This window comes from Dokdonella sp., from assembly GCF_051958935.1.
In the GTDB taxonomy this organism is placed as follows: Bacteria; Pseudomonadota; Gammaproteobacteria; order Xanthomonadales; family Rhodanobacteraceae; genus Dokdonella_A.
In genome coordinates, this window is the sequence record NZ_JBQCFP010000097.1 from 1 (window position 1) to 19,267 (window position 19,267).

Consider the following 19,267-nt stretch of genomic DNA (forward strand, 5'->3'; position numbering starts at 1 on the left):
GACGCAGCCCAGGGACAACCCCGCATCGCGCGGCGATCCGTTGCACGCCGTCGAGTCGTTCGCACAAGGATCGATCATGCGTCTGTTCGCCCGATTGTTCGTCGCCCTCTGCCTGCCGTTCGCCGCGCACGCGGCCACCGATGTGCCCGTTCCCCTCGAGCCGTGGCGCGCCTGGGTCATGCACGAGCAGGAGTTCCACGCCTGCCCGCTGATTTCGGGACATCAGGGCGCGCAGGCCGACGACTATCTCTGCGCCTGGCCGGGCGTGCTCGCGCTCGCCGCGGATGCGCACGGCGCGAGCCTCGTGCAGCGCTGGCGGGTCGATGCGGAAAGCTGGATACCGCTGCCGGGCGACGCCGAGCACTGGCCGCAGCAGGTCAGCGTCGACGGCCAACCCGGTGCGGTCGTCGACCACGACGGGCCGGCTCTGCGGCTCGCCGCGGGCAGCCATGAAATCCGCGCGCGCATTCCCTGGATCGAGCGGCCGCAGACCCTGCGCGTGCCCGAGTCGATCGGCTTGCTGACGCTCGCGATCGACGGCAAGCCGATCACGCCGGTGCAGCGTGACGGCGAGGAAGTCACGCTCGGCCGCGCGGCGGTCGAGGCGCCCGAGGCGGACAGCCTGCAGCTGCGCGTCTATCGCCGCCTCGACGACGGCGTGCCGGCGCGGCTCGCCACGCGCATCGAACTCGCGGTGTCGGGACAGGCGCGCGAGGAACTGATCGGGCCGGCACTGCCGCCCGGTTTCGACCCGCTCTCGCTCGCGAGCACGTGGCCGGCGCGGCTCGATGCCGACGGCCGGCTGCGCGTGCGCGTGCAGCCGGGCAGCGACACGCTCACGCTCGAGGCGCGTGCGCTCGCACCCATCGCGGCGATCGAGGCGAGCGTGCCCGCAGAGCCGTGGCCGCAGCAGGAGATCTGGAGCTACGCCGCCGTGCCGCAGCTGCGCGTCAGCGTCGCCGAGGGTGAGATGCCGGTCGATCCCGCGCAGGCTCAGGTCCCGGCGGACTGGGCGCAGTTGCCCGCATTCGCGCTCGCCGACGGCGCCACGCTGAGCATCGGGCAGCGTTCGCGCGGACAGGATCCCGACGCGCAGAACCAGCTGCGCCTCGAGCGCGAGATGTGGCTCGACTTCGACGGCCGTGGCTGGTTCGCGCGCGATCGCGTGCGCGGCCGCATGTTGCGCGACTGGCGCCTCGACGTCGCGCCGCCGTACGCGCTCGAACGCGCGCAGGCGGGCAACGATCCGCTGCTCGTCACGCGCGGTGCGCAGCCGGGCAGTACTGGCGTGGAATGGCGTTCGGGCGAGGTCGACCTCGGCGCCGGCCTTCGCATCGAGCCCTCGTCCGGCGCGTGGCCGGTCGCGGGCTGGCGCAGCCATTTCGACGGCATCTCGGCCACCGTGCACCTCCCCGACGGCTATCGCCTGCTCGCCGCGCCGGGCGCGGATTTCGCGCGGGGCAGCTGGGTATCGGCGTGGACGCTCTACGACGTATTCGTCGCGGCGGTGCTCGCGCTGCTCGCGTGGCGCCTGTTCGGCCTCGCGGGCGTGCTGGTCGCGCTCGCCTACCTCGTGCTCGGATACCAGGAAGACGGCGCGCCGCGTTGGATACTCCTCGCCGCGTTCGGCCTCGCGCTCGCACTGCGTGCGATGCCGGCCGGTCGGCTCGCGACCGCGTTCGAATGGGCGAGGAGGGCCGCGCTGGCACTGCTCGTGCTGATTGCGCTGCCGTTCGTTGCCGGGCAGATGCGCGCAGCGCTGCACCCGCAACTCGAGGGGGACTTCGCGCACGGAGTCGATTTCGATTTCGGCATGGCGCAGAAAGCGGCGGCACCAACGCCGCGCGCGCTCGACGAGGAGGTCGCCGAGGACGCGATGCAGGTCGAGGCGCCGACGTCGGCGCCGATGCCTTCGGCCATGCCGGCACCGGCCGCGCCGCCGCCGCCGGAACCCAACGCCGCGGGCGGCGCCTACCGTCACCGCGCGGCGCAGCAGAAGATCGAGCGCTACAGCGAGTCGACCGTGCTGCAGACGGGCTCCGGCGAGCCGGGCTGGGCGCGCGGCCAGCGCTACGAGCTCGGCTGGAGCGGACGTGTGGTGCCGGAGCAGACGATGCGCCTCCTGATCGCGCCGTCATGGCTCGTGCGCCTCCTGCGCGTGCTGCTCGTCGCGCTGCTCGCCTGGCTCGTCGTGCGCCTGCTGCAGCCGGTCGTGCGGGCGTGGAAGGTACCGCCGCAGGTCGCGGCCGCGCTGCTGGTCGCGTTCTCGGCGCTGGCGATGCCGCAGGCGCAGGCGCAGGCGTTCCCGCCCGCGGAACTGCTCGAAGGCTTGCGTGCGCGCCTCACGCAGGCGCCCCGGTGTGCACCGGCATGCGCCGCCTACGCCAATGCGGAGATCGGCGCGCGTGGCGACGAGATCCGCATCGTCCTCGAAGCGCATGCGCTCGAACGCGTCGCGCTGCCGCTGCCGAGCGGCGCGCGCGACCTGGAGCTGCGCCGCACTCTCCTCGACGGCGCCGCGCAGGACGGCCTCGCGCGCGTCGACGACGCGCTCTGGTTGACCGTGCCGCGTGGCGTGCACCGCATCGAACTCGCATTCGTCGCAGCGTCGGACAAGCTCTCGCTCGATTTCCCGCTGATGCCGCCGCGCGTCGCGTTCGATGGCGACGGCTGGGAGGCGAACGGCATCGAGGACGCGCACCTTCTCACGCGCACGCTGTCGCTCGTGCGCACCCGTTCGAGCGGCGAGCAGGCGGTCGGCAGCACGCAGCAGTTCTCGCCGTACGTGCGCGTCGAGCGCACGATCGACCTCGGCCTCGACTGGTCGGTCGAAACCGAAGTGACGCGCCTCGCGCCGCGCGAAGGCGGTTTCACCGTGGCCGTGCCCCTGCTCGAGGGCGAGCACGTGACGAGCGCGGCCTTCAAGGTCGAGAACGCGCGCATCGTCGCCGCTCTCGGCGACGGCATGCTCGCGACGAGCTGGCAGAGCAAGCTCGACAAGGCCGAACGGCTCACTCTCGTCGCACCGCCACTCGGCGAACGCGCCGAAACCTGGATCGTGCAGGTCGGGCCGAGCTGGCACCTCGAATCCTCGGGCGTGCCCGAGGTCGCCGCGTCGCCCGCGGACGAGCGCGGCACGCACCGCTACGAATTCCATCCGCTGCCCGGCGAAAAGCTCGAGCTCGCGGTGACACGGCCGGAAGCGGCGCAGGGCGCATCGCGCGCGATCGATGCCGCCTCACTCGTACGTACGGTCGGCCAGCGCGGATCGGACGTCGTGCTCACGTTGCGCATGCGCGCGAGCCGCGGCGGCGAACATGCGATCACGCTGCCGGCGGGGGCCGAACTCACCGGCAGCAGCCGCGACGGCCAGGCGCTCAACCTGCGCGTGCAGGATGGCAGGCTGAGCCTGCCGCTCGTGCCCGGCACGCACGTGTTCGAGGTGCGATGGCGCGACGACGAAGCCGCCGGCTTGCACGTGCGCTCGCCCGCGCTGTCGCTCGGCCTGCCGGCGGCGAATATCGACCTTGGCATCCTGCTGCCGCAGGACCGCTGGCTGCTCGCGACGTCGGGCCCGGCGACCGGCCCGGCCGTGCTGTACTGGAGCGAGCTCATCGTCGCGCTGCTGCTCGCGGCAGCGCTCGGGCGCTCGCATCGCTCGCCCCTGAAAACCTGGCAGTGGCTGCTGCTCGCGCTCGGCTTCTCGACCTTCTCGTGGCTCGCGTTGCTCGTCGTCGCCGCGTGGTTGTTCGCACTCGACCTGCGCGCCCGGTCGGCGCCGCGGCAGTGGGTAGCGTTCAATCTCGCCCAGGTCGGATTGCCGGTCCTCACGCTGTTCGCGCTGCTGTGCCTGCTCGCCGCGGTGCAGACGGGCCTCCTCGGCACGCCGGACATGGCGGTCGTCGGCAACGGCTCGCACGCCCATGCGCTGCGCTGGTTCGCCGATCGCAGCGAGGATGCACTGCCGATCGCGCACGCGATCAGCCTGCCGCTGTGGGTGCACAAGATCGCGATGCTCGCCTGGGCGCTGTGGCTCGCGAGTGCGCTGGTCGGCTGGCTGCGGCGTGGCTTCGAGGCGTGGAGTCGCGGTGGCTACTGGCGCCGCGCACCGAGGCCGGTCGTCGACGTGCCGCAGGTCGCTCCGCCCGCGATCGTTCCATCGGAGCCGGCGTCCTGAGCCAGGTGCGCGCCCTGCTGGCAGACGCCGCCGCGCGACTCGGCAGCGACGACGCGCGCGGCGAAGCGGAGCTGCTGCTCGCGCACGTGCTCGGCCGTACGCGCGCGTGGCTGTTCGCCTGGCCGGAACACGAAGCCGGCGCGGAGCAGGCGGACGCGTTCGAACGCCTCGTCGAGGCCCGCTGCGCGGGCGCGCCGGTCGCCTACCTGCTGGGCCGGCGCGGGTTCTGGTCGTTCGATCTAGCGGTGTCGCCGGCGGTGCTCATTCCGCGCCCGGAGACGGAGCTGCTGGTCGAACTCGCGCTCGAACGCGTGCCGGCGGGCGAGGACTGCGCGCTCGCCGACCTCGGCACCGGCTCGGGCGCGATCGCCCTCGCGCTCGCGCACGAGCGGCCGCATGCGCGCGTGGTCGCGACCGATGCGAGCGCAGCCGCGCTCGCGGTCGCGCACACGAACGCGCAGCGCCTCGGCATCGGCAACGTGCGCTTCGTGCACGGCGACTGGTACGCGCCGCTCGACGCGTCGCGCTTCGCGCTGGTCGTGTCGAACCCGCCGTACATCGCGGCGGACGATCCGCATCTCGCGCGCGGCGACCTGCGCCACGAGCCGCTCTCCGCGCTCGCCTCCGGCCACGACGGCCTCGACGCGATCCGCGCGATCGTCGCCGATGCACCCGCCCATCTGCTGCCGCAGGGCTGGCTGCTGATCGAGCACGGCTTCGAACAAGGCGAGGCCGTGCGCGCGCTGTTCGCGCAGCGTGGTTTCACCGAGGTGCACAGCGTGCGTGACGTCGCCGGGCACGAGCGAGTGACGCTCGGCCGTCGCGGTCCCTGAGCCTTGGCCCTTTTGCCGCGAAAACCCCGCGCCTGCACGGGCGCTGACCGGTCGCGGCCTTCCGCGGGCCCGATGTGTGCGCCAGTTCTCAGTGCGCGTGTGCACCGGTCGAACTGGCGAGCGTTGGCCCGCACACGGAACGCGATGGCCGCTTTCGTGAAGATGTGCATCACCTGCACGGCGCCCCCGCGCCGCGGCACAAAAGCAAGCCCCGAACCGCGTCGCGCGTGAGCGCCACGCACCGGACCTTTCCAATCAGGTCCCGGAATCGTCCCGCCGGATGCGGGACCAGGGAACGAGCCATGGAAGGTGGCCAGGGACGGTATTGCGCCTAGCGTGTCCATGCCCCCGCGCGAGCGGGGGTTTTTTTTAGTGGGAGGGGCGGGCGATGCTGGGGACTGGGGACTGGGGACTGGGGGCTGGGGCTGAGAGGCTGAGGCGCGCCGAGTGTGCAATGCGCCAGCAAAGCAATGCCGTCATTCCGGCGAAAGCCGGAATCCAGCTCTTCGTGTCGATGGGGCTGAAGACGTGGGGGCCACCGCACCAGGCTTCTTTCGCCCTCCGCGGCGCTGTCGCCAGGTTCCGCTCGCCTCGGCGGCGAGCGGGTGTCTTCTCTTTGCTTGCCCAAAGAGAAGGCACCAAGAGAAAGGGCACCCCGCGTCGCCGCCCGCGAGGCTTCGCCTCGCGGGTTCGCGGTCGTCGGCCGGGTGCGCCGACAGCGCATCCCTGCGCCGACGGCGCACGGCGCGCGATCCCTCGCGCGCCCCCTTCGGGCCATTTCGGCCGCCGCCCGCCGGCGCCGAGGGGACCCCGGTGGAGCACAAGCAAGAGCGAAAGGAGCAAAAAAGTGGAACCTTCCCCGTCGTCCCGGCGAAATCCGGGATCCAGCGTCCGAGGCCACGACGTGGGGGGCTGGATCCGGCTTTCGCCAGAATGAAGACGCACGAGGAATGGACGCGTGGAATGACGACACGTGCGGAATGACGAAGCATGGTGGACCGCTCGGGCCGCGGTCGCCGGCACATGCCCTGTAGGAGCGGCTTGAGCCGCGATGTTCGTCGACGAAAAGGCGCTCGCGCGCCTTCGTCGGATGGTCAATCGAACCCGTTCGCGAATATCGCGTCGCCGGCGAGTTCGATCGCGCCGATGTCGATCGTGCCGTCGACTGCGCGGACGTGCGCGCCGCCGACGGGCAGCAATGCGCGCGTCGGCTGGTAGTGTGGAGGGAACAGCGCGCCGGCAACCGCGTAGCCGGGAATCGGCTGCGGTGCAGGATTGCCCGCGTCGTGCAGGGCGCCGGCTGCGGTCGGCGTGAGGTCGAACGAGGCGACGTTGGCGAGGCCCGGATTGGTGCCGCTGTGCGTGCCCGTCCACTCCGCCGGCACGAAGGTTGCGCCGGTAGGAATCCAGTTGTTGCTGCCGCCGACCTGGCGGCCGTTCGCCCATGCGGCTTCGACCGTGCGCTCGACGCGGATCGTGCCGCCCGCGGTCGCGTACAGCACGTTGTTGTGTGCCTCGACCGCCTGGATGCCGTCGAAGATGCGGAACACCGTCACGTCATGGCCCGAGGTCACGAGGATCGTGTTGTTCGCGAAGCGCGCGCGGCCCCTGCTCTGTCCGGAGCCGTCGCCGCCGACGCGGATCACCGAATCGAACCCGGGATTGCCATGCACGATCACGTTGCCGACGACGTCCTGGTCCTCGCGCACGAGGTCCACGGTCCAGCCCGGCTGCTGCGTCCCCTCGTCGGGACCGATGAGCTCGAGTTCATGGTAGGCCGCGTCTTCGAACCAGTTGTAGTAGATCTGGCTGCGTTCATGGCGGTCCTTGAGCAGGTTGCCGCCATTGCCGTCGTGCACGTAGCAGTACTGCATGCGGAACAGCGAACCCGGATGCGTGATTTCGTCGCTCTGGATGTAGAGCGGATGGCGGGTCGAGCCGCTGCCGGCATCGTAGATCTCGCTGTATTCGAGCGTGAAGGACCCCGAAAACTCGTCCGTCGAGAGGATGCCGTGCCCGGCGCAACCATGGATCACGCTGTCGCGCACGGTGACGTCGTGCGCGCCCTGCAGGATGCAGCGCGACGTGCCACCGGTGACTTCGAAGCCTTCGAACACGAGGTGGTCGGACTGGCGGAATTCCACCGTGTTGGTACTGCCCGAGATGACCGGGCGGTGGCCATTCACGCGCACGCCGCGTATCACCAGCGGATGCCCGTCGGCGCCCTGCGCATCCTCGGGCACGATCACGCCGCCGGCGTAGGTCGCATTGCCGTCGACTTCGATGACGTCGTCGGCGCCGACGTCGACGGCCGCGAACAGCGCGTTCAAGGTGTGGTACGTGCGCGTCGGCCCGACCTGGTAGGTTGCAGCGTGGAGGGGCAGGGCGGCACAGAGCGGCAGAAGGATCAGGCGTCGCATCGTCGATTCCCCAGGAAAATGGACGGCGAATCTTCGCGTGCGTGGGGGTGCTGCGGCGGGGCGCAGGTCGCACTTTCGCGCGGGAGAACCGCATTCATTCCATCGGGAGGAGCCAGTCCGCGTCGTGCCTCGCCGGTCCCGGGAGGACCGCATCCTGCGGAGGCGGGGATCACCGAAGTCGGTGCGCCGTCGCGACGAGGAAAATGGATTCCCGCGTTCGCGGGAATGACGGCTGGGGTCAGGGTCCGCGTTCGAGCAACGCGACCGTCCCCTGGCCACCATCCGTGCAGATGCTCACGATCGCGCGCGCACCGGGTTCGAGCGCGTCGAGTTCCTTGATCGCCGGGCTTAGGATGCGCGCGCCGGTCGCGCCGAACGGATGGCCGAGCGCGACGCTGCCGCCGTGAGGGTTCATGCGCTCGCGCGGGAACGCGCCGAGATCGGCGGTAACGCCCGCCTTGTCGCGCACGAAATCGCGGTCCTCGAGCGCCTTCAGGTGGAACAGCACCTGCGATGCGAATGCCTCGTGGATTTCCCACAGGGCAATGTCGCCGTAGCCGAGCCCGTGGCGCGCGAGCAGCCGCGGGATCGCGAACGCGGGGGCCATGAGCAGGCCTTCGACGCGGAAGTCGACCGCGGCGATTTCGAAGTCGAGCAGGCGCGCGCGCGGCGTGCGCGGCGGCAATCGCCCAAGGCCTGCGGTCGTCGCCACCCAGAGGCCCGCGGCGCCGTCGGTGAGCAGCGAGGAATTGCCCGCGGTCATCGTGCCCTTGCCGCTCGTGCGATCGAACACGGGCGGCAGCCTGGCGAGTTTTTCGAGCGAGGTGTCGCGGCGCGGAATCGTATCGCTCGCGACACCACCGGTCGGCACGACGAGGTCCTCGAAGAATCCCGCGTCCCATCCCGCGACCGCGCGGCGATGGCTTTCGAGCGCATACGCGTCCTGTTCGGCGCGCCCGATGCCCCATTGCTTGGCGGTGATCTCGGTGTGCTCGCCCATGCTGAGGCCGGTCGTGCGATTGGTCACCGCGGGTACGTAGAGGCCGACGTCGGCAGCGCGGATTTCCGTCGCATGCGCGAGCTTCTGGCCGAGCGAGCGTGCGTGCTGGAAGCCGCGCAGCCAGTCCGACAGCGGCTGGCTCAGGCCGATCTGGATCTTGCTGAGGCTGTCGACGCCGCCGACGAGCGCGAGCTGCCGGCTCGAGTCGTTGAGCCTGCCGGCCGCTTCGAATGCGGCGACCATGCTCGTGCCGCAGGCCATCACGGTCGAGAACGCGGGCACGTTCGCGCCAACGCCCGCGTCCATGAGCACCTCGCGTGCGATATTGCTCCAGGTGAGGTTCGGCACCACGTTGCCCCAGACGAAGAAGTCGGGCAGGGCGCCGTGCAACGGGTCGGCCATGTGGCGCGCGACGCGCACGGAGAGCTCGATCGCATCGAACCCGGCCAGCGGGCCATCGACCTTCGCGAACGGCGTGCGGACTCCTGCTGCCAGCCAGACATCGCCCGTCGTGCGCATGCAGGTCTCCTCGCCGTCGCAGGAAAGGCCAGCCTACCGCGGCATGCGGCGCATGGCCATCGCCGGCTGCAGCAAGGCGTCGAGATCGGCGCGGCGCAGCAGGCGGCCGCTGAGCAGCACGGCGTCGATGCGCCGCGCGTTGCGCACGTCGCGCGTCGGATCCGCCGTGAGCAGCACGAGGTCGGCGTACTTGCCGGGTGCGACCGTTCCGCTCGTCGCCTCGATGCCGAGGAAGCGCGCGGGCGCGAACGTCGCGGCCTGCAATGCTTCGCGCGGAGTGAGGCCGGCCTCGACGAGGCGCTCGAGTTCGTCGTGCAGCGAGTAGCCCGGGTACACCTCGGGCATCGGTGCGTCGGTGCCGGCCATCATCGGCACGTTCGCGCGGCGGTAAGCCGAGACGATCGCGCGCGAGACCTCCCAGCGGCGCCGCGCGAGCGGATCGGGATGTGCGCCGATGTCGGCGAGGATACGCGTCCAGCGTTCGCGCTCGTCGGCGCGCAGCAACGGCCAGCGCGGGTCCGCATCGGCTGCGTTGCCCCGACGCGTTTCGGTCCATGCCAGCACGAGCGTCGGGACCTGCCATTGGCCGCTTGCCGCGAGGCGGCGCGCGACGCGCTGGCACGCCGCCAGGTCGAACGCCGCGAGCGCGCGCGCTTCCTGCGCGTCGCGCATCGCGGTGAGGGCCTCGCCGGCGAGGCCCGCGCGTTCATGCAGGAGCGCGTCCTCGATCGACGAGCAGGCCTCGTACGCCTGCATGAGGTGCTCGTCGGTGCGTTGGCCGTGATCGGCGGCTTCGAGCAGGGCGATCGATGCCGGCACGTGGCCCGCGACCGGCAGGCTGCGATCGTGCGCCGCGGCGAGGATCGCCTGCCATTGCGTCGCACCCACCTCGGAGAAGACCTTTACGAAGCCGGCGCCCGCGTCGGCGATCGCGTCGACGGCCCCCTGCGCATCGGCCGGCTCGCGCACGCGTGCGGCGATGCCCGCCGCGAGCACGCGCGGTGCGACGCGCGCGCCGGCGTCGACCTCGCGCCGCCACTGTCGCAGCACGGCGATCGACGCCGCATCCGCGGCCATCTCGCGCACGCCGGTCACGCCATTGGCGACGAACAGCGGCAGTGCCCATTCGTTCGGCGGGCGGTGCGAATACGTATTGAACAGGTGCACGTGCATGTCGACGAGGCCGGGCATGAGCCAGCGGCCGCGCCCGTCGACGCGCACCGCCTCGGCCGGGATGCGCGCGTCGTCGGCGCGCGGGGTCGCGGTGATGCGTTCGCCGTCGACGAGCACGGTGCGATGTTCGAGATCGCGTCCCCGCGCGACATCGACCACGGTGACGTCGACGATCGCGACACCCGCGGATCCGGCGGCGGGCGAGTCCGTGCAGCACGCGATCGCGATGGCTGCACGAAAGCATGAGGTGTATGCGGTGCGCATGGCGCTCTCCCCGTCGCTCCCCGCAGCCTAGCGCATCGGCGAAAGGAAAACGCCGGCTGAAGCGGGGCCAGCGGGTTTCGTCCGCATTCAAGGCGCGCGCAGCACGCTGGGTCCAACGCATGTCTTTGCGGAGAGCCCATGAACATGACCCGCAGTGTCCTCGCCGTTGCCCTGGCGTTGCCGAGCGGCGTCGCCATGGCGGTGGACCGTGACGACGTCGAACTCGAACTCGCTCAGGCGGCGACGGCGATCCAGGCCGCCGAACGCGATGACGCGATGCGCTATGCGCCGCGCGACCTCGATGAAGCCCACGCGGCGTTCGATGTCGCCCGGCGAGCAGCCGATTCGCGTGAATGGGTCGACGCCGCCCTGTACGCCGAGCGCGCGAAGGTCAATGGCGATCTCGCTTCGGCGCGTTCGCGCCAACAGCGCGCGGAGGCGGCGGCCGCACAAATCCAGCGCAGCGTCGATGCGCTGCGCGCCGAGCACGGAGATGCGCCATGAATCCATCGTTTCCCGTACGCCCCCGATTGGCACAAACCGCGCTCCTCTCTGCACTGATCGCCGGCCTCGCCGCGTGCGCGGCGTCGCCGCGCGGCCAAGCCCCCGAACTCGTGCGACTGCAGCAGGCGCAGGATCGCCTCCATTCCGACCCGCGCATCGCGGCGAACGGCGGGGTCGAACTCGCGCGCGCCGACGAGGCGCTGGCGACGCTCGGGGCGAATGCGCGATCACTGGATCCGCGCGAATTCCAGCAGGGTGTATATCTCACGGACAAGCTGCAGCAGGTCGCCGAGGCGAGCGCGCTCGCGCGCGAGGCGGAACTGCGCGGCGAGCAACTCGGTCTCGAACGCGACCGGCTCTCCGCGCGGGAAACGCGTGGTGGGATGCGCGTCGTCGCGACGAGCCGGGAAGATTTCGACATGCGCGATCGTTCGCCGCTTCCCGACTCGCGCGCGCGCCTGTTCGCGCTCCAGCGTGAACTGGTCGGCAGCGAGTCGTCGGTCGACGAACGCGGCCTCGTCGTGCGCCTGGCCGATTTCAACTTCGGCCCGGGCGAGAGCGGCCTTACCGCGAGCGGCGAGCGCTCGCTCTCGAACCTCGCGCGCTTGCTCGACGGCGAGCCGCGGGCCCGCGTGAGCATCGTCGCTTTCGGGGACCGCGGCGCGCCGCGTGCGCATGCGCACGGGGTGCGCGACTACCTCGACGCGCGCGGCGTACGGCCGGAGCGCCTCGACATGCGTGAAGTGCTCCATGAGGCGCCGGCCGGCGGTACGCGCGGCGACGTCCTCGTCGTGGTGCGCGAGTAGCGCGCGATTCCCCACTCCCGGAGGTCCCCATGAACAAGCCCCTCGCGAATATCCGCATGCTCGCCCTGTCGGCGGCCCTGCTCGCCGGCCCCGCCGTTGGCCACGCGCAGAACGCCCAGCCGACGGTGCCCCCCGCCGTGCCGCCGACGAACACCTCGGCGCCGCCGCCTGCGACATCGCCGGTAAATACCGCGACGCCGCCCGTCGACACCACGCAGTCGCAGGTCGGTACGCCGACGAACGATGGACGCCAGTCCGCGAACCGCCAGCAGGACGTGCCGCGCGACGCGAACGGCAACCCGCTGCCGTCGACGAACTCGACCGCAAACGCGCCGCCGGCGGCGCCGCAGCCACTCGATTTCGGCATGCTCGACGTCGACAAGGCGGGCGCCCTGAAGATCGAACAGGCGCGCAACGATCCCTGGCTGCGCGGGCACTTCAGTGCGTGCGACGTCAACCATAATGACGAAGTCACGCAGAGCGAATACGAGAAGTGCACCCGGCGATGACTGCGGTGCGGTGATTCGATGAAGTGATCAGAGCGAGCCCGACGTCTTCGACGCCGGGCCCGCAGCGTTCTGCTGCGCGCTGCGATTCCGTTGCGCCCGCTTGGCGTTGTGCGCAGAATGCCCGCACCGATCGGAGGCGGACATGACCGCAACGCGCGCGCTCCTGCTGGTCGCGGTCGCGGCAGCCATCTACATCGTCGCCACGGGCAGTGCGCTGCCGGATGTGGTCGCGTCGCACTTCGGCGCCGGTGGTGCGGCCGATGGTGCCATGACGCGCTCCGCATATCTCACCCTGATGGTCGGCGTCGGTGCGCTGCTGCCGCTCGCCCTCGTGCTGAGCTTGCGCCTGCTCGGCCGTGTGCCGGACGCGTTGCTGTCACTGCCGAACAAGGACTACTGGCTCGCGCCGGCGCGCGCTGCGGCACCGCGCGCGTGGTTGGTCGACCAATGCTCCGTCTTCGGCATCCTGCTCTGCGTGTTCCTCTGCTACACGCACACGCTCGTAGTGCACGCGCACGCCAGTTCGCCGCCACGCTTGGACGAACGCCTCCTCGCAGGCGGCCTCGTCCTGTTCTGCGTGCTGACCGCGACGTGGCTTGCACGGTACTTCTTGCGGTTCCGCCTGCCACGTTGAACCGCCGCGGCGCGCTTCGTCGCACTGTCACTCTCGCGGCACCGCATTTCCACGGTAGGATGCCGTTCGACGGGAGAGAGTGGAGTCCTCCATGCCTTCAGCGCCGCAGGCGGCGTCGCCGATCGACGAACACGCACACGGCGGCTACGAGCGCCTGCTGCGCGCCGCGCAGGCGTTGCCGCCGATCCGTGTCGCCGTCGCGCATCCGTGCAACCCTGAAGCACTCGAGGCCGCGATCGAGGCGCGCGACGCCGGCCTCCTCGTGCCGGTGCTGGTCGGCCCGCGCGCGCGCATCGAGTCGCTCGCGCGCCAAGCGGGCCTGTCCCTCGCAGGGATCGAGCAGGTCGACGCCGAACACAGCCACGCGGCGGCGGCCGCGGCGGTCGCGCTCGCGCGCCAATGCAAGGTCGACGCGGTCATGAAGGGCAGCCTGCACACCGACGAGCTGCTGCATGCGGTGCTCGATCGCGACAACGGCCTGCGCACGGCGCGGCGCGTGTCGCACGCGTTCCTCATGGACGTGCCGAACTATCCGCGCCCGCTGCTCATCACCGACGCCGCGGTGAACATCGCGCCGACGCTCGCCGAGAAGGCGGACATCGTGCAGAACGCGATCGATCTCATGCATCGCGTCGGCTACGAACAGCCGCGCGTCGCGATCCTGTCGGCGGTGGAAACGGTCAATCCGGCGATCGCCTCGACGGTGGAAGCCGCCGCGCTGTGCAAGATGGCCGACCGCGGCCAGATCAGCGGCGGCATCCTCGACGGCCCGCTTGCGTTTGACAACGCGGTCAGCGAGGAAGCCGCGCGCATCAAGGGCATCGTCTCGCCGGTCGCCGGGCGCGCCGACGTGCTCGTGGTGCCCGACCTGGAATCCGGCAACATGCTCTACAAGCAGCTCGTCTATCTCGCCGGCGCCGATGCGGCGGGCGTCGTGCTCGGCGCGCGGGTGCCGATCATCCTGGCCAGCCGCGCCGACAGCATGCGCATCCGCCTCGCCTCGTGCGCGCTCGCCGTGCTGCTTGCGCAACCGCGAAGGCCCGCGTCGTGAACGCCGTGCTGCTCGTCGTCAACGCGGGTTCGTCGAGCCTGAAGTTCGCCGTGTACGAGGCGGACGCGCGCCTCGCGCGGCTCGGCGGCGGCCAGGTCGATCGCATCGGCCGCGGCCCGCCCCTGCGCGCGGTGCGCCCCGGCGAAACGACGCGCCTGCTGCCGCTGCCCGCGGACGCCGGCCAGGCCGAGGCGCTCGATGCGATGCTGCGCTGGTTCGACGCCGAGTTCGCCGATCGTTCGCTCGCGATCGTCGGCCATCGCGTCGTGCACGGCGGCACGTCCCACACCGCGCCGGCCGTGGTCGATGATGCGGTGCTCGCGCGGCTCGAGGCGCTCGACCCGATCGTGCCGCTGCATCAGCCCTACAACCTCGGGGCGATCCGCCGCCTGCGCGAGCGAGCGCCCCGCGTGCCGCAGCTCGCCTGTTTCGACACCGCGTTCCACGCGCACTGGCCCGACGTCGCGCGGCGCTTCGCGCTGCCGCGCGCGCTCCACGAGGAGGGCGTGCGCCGCTACGGTTTCCACGGCCTGTCCTACGAGTACCTCGTGGGCGAAACACGGCGGCGCGAGCCGAAGGCGCGGCGCCTCGTGATCGCGCACCTCGGCAGCGGCGCGAGTGTGTGCGCGGTCGACGACGGCCGCTCGATCGACTGTTCCCTCGGTTTCACCGCGCTCGACGGGTTGCCGATGGGCACGCGCTGCGGTCCGCTCGATCCCGGCGTCGTGTTCCACCTGCTGCGCAGCGAACCGGCGACACCGGCGTCGGTGGAGAAGATGCTGTACCACGGCAGCGGCCTGCTCGGCGTCTCCGGCATCAGCGCCGACATGCGCGAACTGCTCGCGGCCGATGCCCCGGAAGCGCGTGAAGCGGTCGACCTGTTCGCCTACCACTGCACGCGCCAGGTCGCGGCGATGGCGGCCGCGCTCGGCGGCATCGACGCGCTCGTGTTCAGTGGCGGCATCGGCGAGAACGCCGCCGTCGTGCGCGAGCGCATCTGCGCGCCGCTCGCCTTCCTCGGCGTCACGCTCGACGCCGGGGCGAACGCCCGCAACGCCGAGCGCATCGGCGGCGGCCGCACGCCGGTGCTGGTGTTGCCGACCGACGAGGAAGTCGTGATCGCGCGCGCCTGCCGCGACGCGCTCGCTTCGGGATGACGGCGCCCGGGCGAATGCCGTAGCGTGAGCCGAGGCGCCGGCGGCGTTCCCGTAGAAGGCCGGTTGCCGGAGAGCTGCAGGTCGAACGACCAAGTCCGCGGCGCATGCCAGGGCGGAAACCCGACGCACTTCTCCTCCCTGTGCACCGTGTCTCAAACTTCCGCTGTGCCTCCAAGCAATCGGCTCCGGCGATGGGCCGGAGCCGGAGTTCATTCGAAACCACTCGCGAAGATCATGTCGTCGGCGAATGCGAAGCGCGCGACGTTCGCCGAGAGCTGTCCACCCGCCTGCGCGAATTGTCCACCGATGAAGACGTCGTCGCCGCGCGCAGTGATCGCACCGACGTAGCCTTCGAGTCCGACGCCGTTGTCGCCGCCGAAACCGAGCGCATGCACGCCACCGTCGTCGATGAGCGCGATGCCGCTCGCGCGCGCGCCCCCGGCCTTGTCGAACTGGCCGCCGACGAATACGCCGCGCGAGGTGGCCGCGAGGGCGGCGACGAAGCCGGGGTAGATGTCCAGGTAAGTGACGCCGTTGCCCAGCGGAGTCGTCACCGCCGACCACTGTGTTCCGTCCCAGCGCGCGAGGCTGTTCGCGGGCACGCCACCCGCCTGCGAGAAGTAGCCGCCGACGTAGAGGCTGCCGTCCCGGACCGCGAGCGCCATGCCCTGGCCGTCGATTCCGCCGGCGACGTCGACCCACGCGCTGCCGTCCCAGGCCGCGATGTGGTTCATCGGCACACCACCGACATCGGTGAAGTATCCGGTCGCGTACAGGCGTCCCTGGTACCATGCGACCGCGTTCGGCGCCGACGCGATGCCGCCGCCGAAGGCATGCCACGCGGCGCCATCCCACATCGCAACGTTGTCGGCGGGGACGCCGCCCGCGCTGGAGAACCATCCGCTCGCATAGACGTTGCCCGCGTCCACGGCGATCGACATCGGGCCGCTGTCGGTACCTTGACCGAGATCGTGTGCGGTCGCGCCGTCCCAGCGGCGGATGCAGCAACTGCCGGGGTCGGGATAGAAGTAGCCGCCGATGTAGAGGTCGTCGCCCGAAGCGGTGAGCGCGGTTGCAATTGCGGGTACTTGCGCCGAGATGAGCGGCGTCCAGGCATTGCCGTCCCAGCAGGCGATCGAACCCGCGCCCGCCTGCATTTCGCCGAAACCACCGAAGCAGGGCTTGAACGCATGGGTCGCGGCGGCGAGCGGCGAGGCGAACAATCCGTGGCCGGGTGGCGCGGCCAGCGCCGACCAGCTGCCGGTCCAGAGCGCGACCGAATGCGCGGGAGTGCCGCCGCCGACCGAATGGAAATCGCCGCCGACGGCGAGCGCCACGACGCCGGCAGACAGCGTGGAGACGGCGCCGAATCCCCCCTGTACGCCGCCGCCGACATCGACGAACGTGGAGCCGTTCCACAGCGCGAGATTCTCGTGCGGCGCGCCGCCGGCGTCGTCGAAGTCGCCGCCGACGAACAAGCCCGACAACGTACCGACGAGCGCATCGACGCGACCGTCGACGCCGCCGCCGACCTCGACCCAGGCATTGCCGTCCAAGCGTGCGAGGGAGGCGATCGGCACGAGGCCGCTCGCATGCATTTCACCGCCCGCATAGACGGCGCCGTTCCAACCTGCGAGTGCGTGCACGTCGTAGTCGAAACCGTCACCCGGTTGCGACCACGCGCTGCCATTCCACGCCGCGACATGGTTCGCGACGACACCGCCGGCATGGGCGAAATCGCCGCCCGCGTAGACGACGCCGTTCTGCACCGTGATCGCGCGCACGGTGGCGGCGCCGCCCGGGCGCGTCATGCCGCTGCCGAGCGGCGACCAGGCCTGCGTCACGGTGTTCCAGCGCGCGATCGATGCCGCGGGTTGGCCGCCGGCGGTGTCGAAAGTGCCACCGACGTAGAGGTCGTTGCCGCTCGCGGCGAGCGCATACACGAAATAACTGCCTTGGAAACCGAAGATGCCCTCGCCGAGCGCGTGCCACTGCGTGCCGTCCCAGCGCGCGACGCCGCTGACCGGCACGCCGCCCGCCTCGCTGATCTGGCCCGCGACGTAGATGTCGTTGCCGATCGCGATCATTGCCTCGATGCGTGAATTGGACCCGCTTCCCGCTGCCGACCACGTGGTGCCATCCCAGCGCGCGACCGAGTTCGCCGGGCGATTGCCACAGATGCCGAATCCACCCGCGACGTAGAGATCGCCATTGGCAGTGAATGCCGAGGCCGCGACCGGGCCACCGCAGCCTTCGGCGAGACCGCCGAACCCGTGCCACACGCCGCCCACGGGTGCGGTGTCCGTTGGTGATCCCGCGCCAGGCGCCGTCGTTGCACGGCGGACGCGGTCCGGGACGATGATTTGCGGCCCTCGCGCGGCCGCCGCGCGTGCCGCCGCGGTCGCGTCGGCCGGCGGCGGTGTCGACGCGAATGGCAGGCGTTCCGGAGCCATGGCATTCGTCACGCGGGCAACGAAGAACACGGATAGAGCGAACCCCGACACCACAAGGCGATAACCGCGCATCCAAATCTCCCCCGAGCCGGTGCGCGCGGGAGTATGCGCTTTCCTGAACGAGGGGGCGACCGCGCAGCCCGCGACGCCCGGTGCTGGCGACGTTGCGCAGGGTGCGGATACGCTGCCGTGCAGGAGGTTCTCCATGCGGTCGGCCAAGTACACCGCCGTCGATGCGGTCGCGGCATTCGAAGCGTTCAAGGGCCTGGTGGTGCTCCTTGCAGCATGTGGAATCGGTCTCGTGCACCACGACCTCGGCGCGATCGCGGATACGCTCGTGCGGCACACGCATCTCAATCCGGCTTCGCGTTACCCGCGCATCTTCGTCGAGGCGGCCGGTCGATTGCAGGACGCGCACCTACTCGGGCTCGCCTTCGGGGCGGCCGCGTATTCGACGCTGCGTTTCGTCGAGGCCTGGGGCCTGTTCCGGCGTGCGGCATGGGCCGAGGTGCTCGCGGCGTCCAGCGGCGCGATCTACGTTCCGTTCGAACTCGCCGGCATGCTGCGTCGCTTCAGCTGGCTCACGTTCGCCAGTCTGGTGCTCAATCTGGTCGTCGTCGCGCTGATGCTCGCCGCGCTGCTGCGCCGCCGCAGTAGTACCGACTGAGGGCGTCGCCCGATCGCGCGCCGAAGCGTCGCCCGTGAAGCTGGACATCGCGTGAACACGCGCCGCCGCGTTCAGTCGTCGCTTCGAACCGCGGCGTTAGCGTCGGCATCGTCGAAATCCACGAGGATGCGCCGTATGCCCGCGCTGCCGCTGCTCCTGCCTATCTTCAAGCTTGCGCGATCCCGTTCCCTGCCGTTCGTGCCCATTCGCCCGCTGATGGCACCCGCCGCCGTGGCGCCCGCTCGTTCCGACCTGCGCCAGTCCGCGAGGCAGGCACCGGTCGGCCTGCGAAGGATCGCGTCGTGAGGCGCGTGGTGCGCGCAGCCCTGCTGTCGCTCGTGATCGCAGGTCTTGCCGCGTGCGCGACGCCGCACGCGCGCATCGGTGACGGCGGTTCGCATGCGCCATCCGATGCGGCCTGGGCCTTGCTCGACACCGACGGCGACGGCGCGCTCTCGCTCGCCGAGCTCGAGGAGCAGCACGCGGTCGCGTTGCAGGAGGACCTGCCCAATGCGGATGCCGATCGCGACGGTCGCGTCTCGCATGCCGAGTTCGATGCGTGGTGGCCGTGGATGACGCGCGTGCCGGAGCCCGAGAGCATGGGCCGGCTCAACGCAAGCTCCCGCCGCTGAGTGGATCTAAAGAGCGGCTATCCGTACTGGACGGTCCGGAACGGCCTCCTCGCGTCCTTTCCGGTGCTCGATCGGGCCATCGACTGCGATGTCGCCGTCATCGGGGCCGGCATCACCGGCGCTATCGTCGCGCGGCGCCTGCAGCACGACGGACACCGCGTCGTGCTGGTCGATCGGCGCGAATGCGGCTGGGGCAGCACGGCGGCGAGCACCGCGCTGCTGCAGTACGAGCTCGATGCCGAGATGGGCGATCTTGCCGCGCGATATGGCGACGACGCCGCAGAACTTGCGTATCGATCCTGCGCCGCCGCCTTGGATACCTTGAACGGCGAGTTGGCGCGCTTGCGCCGGATCGGCTTCGCGCGCGCGCTCAGCCTCTACTTCGCCTCGCACGGCTACCATCGCCGCCGCTTGCGCGCGGAATGGCAACGTCGTCGTGATGCCGGCCTGCACGTGGAGTGGCTCGAG

The 19,267-nt window shown here is 70.9% G+C and carries 15 protein-coding genes; 11 read left to right on the forward strand and 4 right to left on the reverse strand.

Annotated elements, in window-relative coordinates; genetic code table 11:
* The first annotated feature begins 76 nt into the window (after window positions 1-76).
* Entirely contained in the window at window positions 77-4,177 is a 4,101-nt protein-coding gene (locus ACTHK2_RS08485; protein WP_440245271.1) for a hypothetical protein, read from the forward strand.
* Window positions 4,174-5,010: a peptide chain release factor N(5)-glutamine methyltransferase gene (gene prmC / locus ACTHK2_RS08490; RefSeq protein WP_440245285.1), complete on the forward strand. Its 837-nt coding sequence runs from the start codon at window positions 4,174-4,176 to the stop codon at window positions 5,008-5,010. Before ACTHK2_RS08485 ends, prmC begins: the two co-directional genes overlap by 4 nt.
* A 1,094-nt stretch (window positions 5,011-6,104) precedes the next feature.
* On the opposite strand, the gene ACTHK2_RS08495 is transcribed toward prmC, so the two are convergent.
* From ACTHK2_RS08495 to ACTHK2_RS08505, 3 genes are all read right to left on the reverse strand, one after another.
* Window positions 6,105-7,430, reverse strand: a complete 1,326-nt coding sequence (locus ACTHK2_RS08495) for a hypothetical protein (protein ID WP_440245272.1) — start codon at window positions 7,428-7,430, stop codon at window positions 6,105-6,107.
* A 238-nt stretch (window positions 7,431-7,668) separates the two neighbouring features.
* On the reverse strand, window positions 7,669-8,949 hold the full coding sequence (locus ACTHK2_RS08500; protein ID WP_440245273.1) for an acetyl-CoA C-acyltransferase: 1,281 nt from the start codon (window positions 8,947-8,949) through the stop codon (window positions 7,669-7,671).
* A gap of 33 nt (window positions 8,950-8,982) precedes the next feature.
* Window positions 8,983-10,386, reverse strand: coding sequence for an amidohydrolase family protein (locus ACTHK2_RS08505; RefSeq protein ID WP_440245274.1), 1,404 nt, complete (start codon window positions 10,384-10,386; stop codon window positions 8,983-8,985).
* A 138-nt stretch (window positions 10,387-10,524) separates the two neighbouring features.
* Here ACTHK2_RS08505 and ACTHK2_RS08510 point away from each other — a divergent pair, with 138 nt between their 5' ends.
* From ACTHK2_RS08510 to ACTHK2_RS08535, 6 genes are all read left to right on the forward strand, one after another.
* On the forward strand, window positions 10,525-10,890 hold the full coding sequence (locus tag ACTHK2_RS08510; protein WP_440245275.1) for a DUF4398 domain-containing protein: 366 nt from the start codon (window positions 10,525-10,527) through the stop codon (window positions 10,888-10,890).
* On the forward strand, window positions 10,887-11,696 hold the full coding sequence (locus tag ACTHK2_RS08515; RefSeq protein ID WP_440245276.1) for a hypothetical protein: 810 nt from the start codon (window positions 10,887-10,889) through the stop codon (window positions 11,694-11,696). The genes ACTHK2_RS08510 and ACTHK2_RS08515 overlap by 4 nt, the downstream gene beginning before the upstream one ends.
* 29 nt (window positions 11,697-11,725) lie before the next feature.
* A complete protein-coding gene (locus ACTHK2_RS08520) occupies window positions 11,726-12,205 on the forward strand; it encodes a hypothetical protein (RefSeq protein WP_440245277.1) in 480 nt (159 codons plus the stop codon).
* Window positions 12,206-12,347: 142 nt separating this feature from the next.
* Window positions 12,348-12,839: a hypothetical protein gene (locus ACTHK2_RS08525; RefSeq protein WP_440245278.1), complete on the forward strand. Its 492-nt coding sequence runs from the start codon at window positions 12,348-12,350 to the stop codon at window positions 12,837-12,839.
* Window positions 12,840-12,930: 91 nt separating this feature from the next.
* On the forward strand, window positions 12,931-13,890 hold the full coding sequence (locus ACTHK2_RS08530; RefSeq protein WP_440245279.1) for a bifunctional enoyl-CoA hydratase/phosphate acetyltransferase: 960 nt from the start codon (window positions 12,931-12,933) through the stop codon (window positions 13,888-13,890).
* Window positions 13,887-15,047 carry an acetate/propionate family kinase gene (locus tag ACTHK2_RS08535; RefSeq protein WP_440245280.1) on the forward strand — a complete coding sequence of 387 codons (1,161 nt, stop codon included), beginning with the start codon at window positions 13,887-13,889 and terminating at the stop codon, window positions 15,045-15,047. The genes ACTHK2_RS08530 and ACTHK2_RS08535 overlap by 4 nt, the downstream gene beginning before the upstream one ends.
* Before the next feature lie 209 nt (window positions 15,048-15,256).
* On the opposite strand, the gene ACTHK2_RS08540 is transcribed toward ACTHK2_RS08535, so the two are convergent.
* Window positions 15,257-17,338, reverse strand: coding sequence for a hypothetical protein (locus tag ACTHK2_RS08540; protein WP_440245281.1), 2,082 nt, complete (start codon window positions 17,336-17,338; stop codon window positions 15,257-15,259).
* Window positions 17,339-17,705: 367 nt separating this feature from the next.
* Here ACTHK2_RS08540 and ACTHK2_RS08545 point away from each other — a divergent pair, with 367 nt between their 5' ends.
* The 3 genes from ACTHK2_RS08545 to ACTHK2_RS08555 form a co-directional block, all read left to right on the forward strand.
* Window positions 17,706-18,167: a DUF2127 domain-containing protein gene (locus ACTHK2_RS08545; RefSeq protein ID WP_440245282.1), complete on the forward strand. Its 462-nt coding sequence runs from the start codon at window positions 17,706-17,708 to the stop codon at window positions 18,165-18,167.
* A 302-nt stretch (window positions 18,168-18,469) separates the two neighbouring features.
* On the forward strand, window positions 18,470-18,799 hold the full coding sequence (locus tag ACTHK2_RS08550) for a hypothetical protein (RefSeq protein ID WP_440245283.1): 330 nt from the start codon (window positions 18,470-18,472) through the stop codon (window positions 18,797-18,799).
* 63 nt (window positions 18,800-18,862) lie between these two features.
* Window positions 18,863-19,267, forward strand: a 405-nt coding sequence (locus ACTHK2_RS08555; RefSeq protein ID WP_440245284.1) for an NAD(P)/FAD-dependent oxidoreductase, incomplete at its 3' end; no start/stop codon positions are given.

Bases quoted from the DNA above. Each gene is read 5' to 3' on its own strand.
- ACTHK2_RS08545 (WP_440245282.1), top strand. From the start codon at position 17,706: ATGCGGTCGGCCAAGTACACCGCCGTCGATGCGGTCGCGGCATTCGAA.
- ACTHK2_RS08520 (WP_440245277.1), top strand. From the start codon at position 11,726: ATGAACAAGCCCCTCGCGAATATCCGCATGCTCGCCCTGTCGGCGGCC.
- ACTHK2_RS08485 (WP_440245271.1), top strand. From the start codon at position 77: ATGCGTCTGTTCGCCCGATTGTTCGTCGCCCTCTGCCTGCCGTTCGCC.
- ACTHK2_RS08510 (WP_440245275.1), top strand. From the start codon at position 10,525: ATGAACATGACCCGCAGTGTCCTCGCCGTTGCCCTGGCGTTGCCGAGC.
- ACTHK2_RS08500 (WP_440245273.1), bottom strand. From the start codon at position 8,949: ATGCGCACGACGGGCGATGTCTGGCTGGCAGCAGGAGTCCGCACGCCG.
- ACTHK2_RS08525 (WP_440245278.1), top strand. From the start codon at position 12,348: ATGACCGCAACGCGCGCGCTCCTGCTGGTCGCGGTCGCGGCAGCCATC.
- ACTHK2_RS08530 (WP_440245279.1), top strand. From the start codon at position 12,931: ATGCCTTCAGCGCCGCAGGCGGCGTCGCCGATCGACGAACACGCACAC.
- ACTHK2_RS08515 (WP_440245276.1), top strand. From the start codon at position 10,887: ATGAATCCATCGTTTCCCGTACGCCCCCGATTGGCACAAACCGCGCTC.
- ACTHK2_RS08495 (WP_440245272.1), bottom strand. From the start codon at position 7,430: ATGCGACGCCTGATCCTTCTGCCGCTCTGTGCCGCCCTGCCCCTCCAC.
- ACTHK2_RS08505 (WP_440245274.1), bottom strand. From the start codon at position 10,386: ATGCGCACCGCATACACCTCATGCTTTCGTGCAGCCATCGCGATCGCG.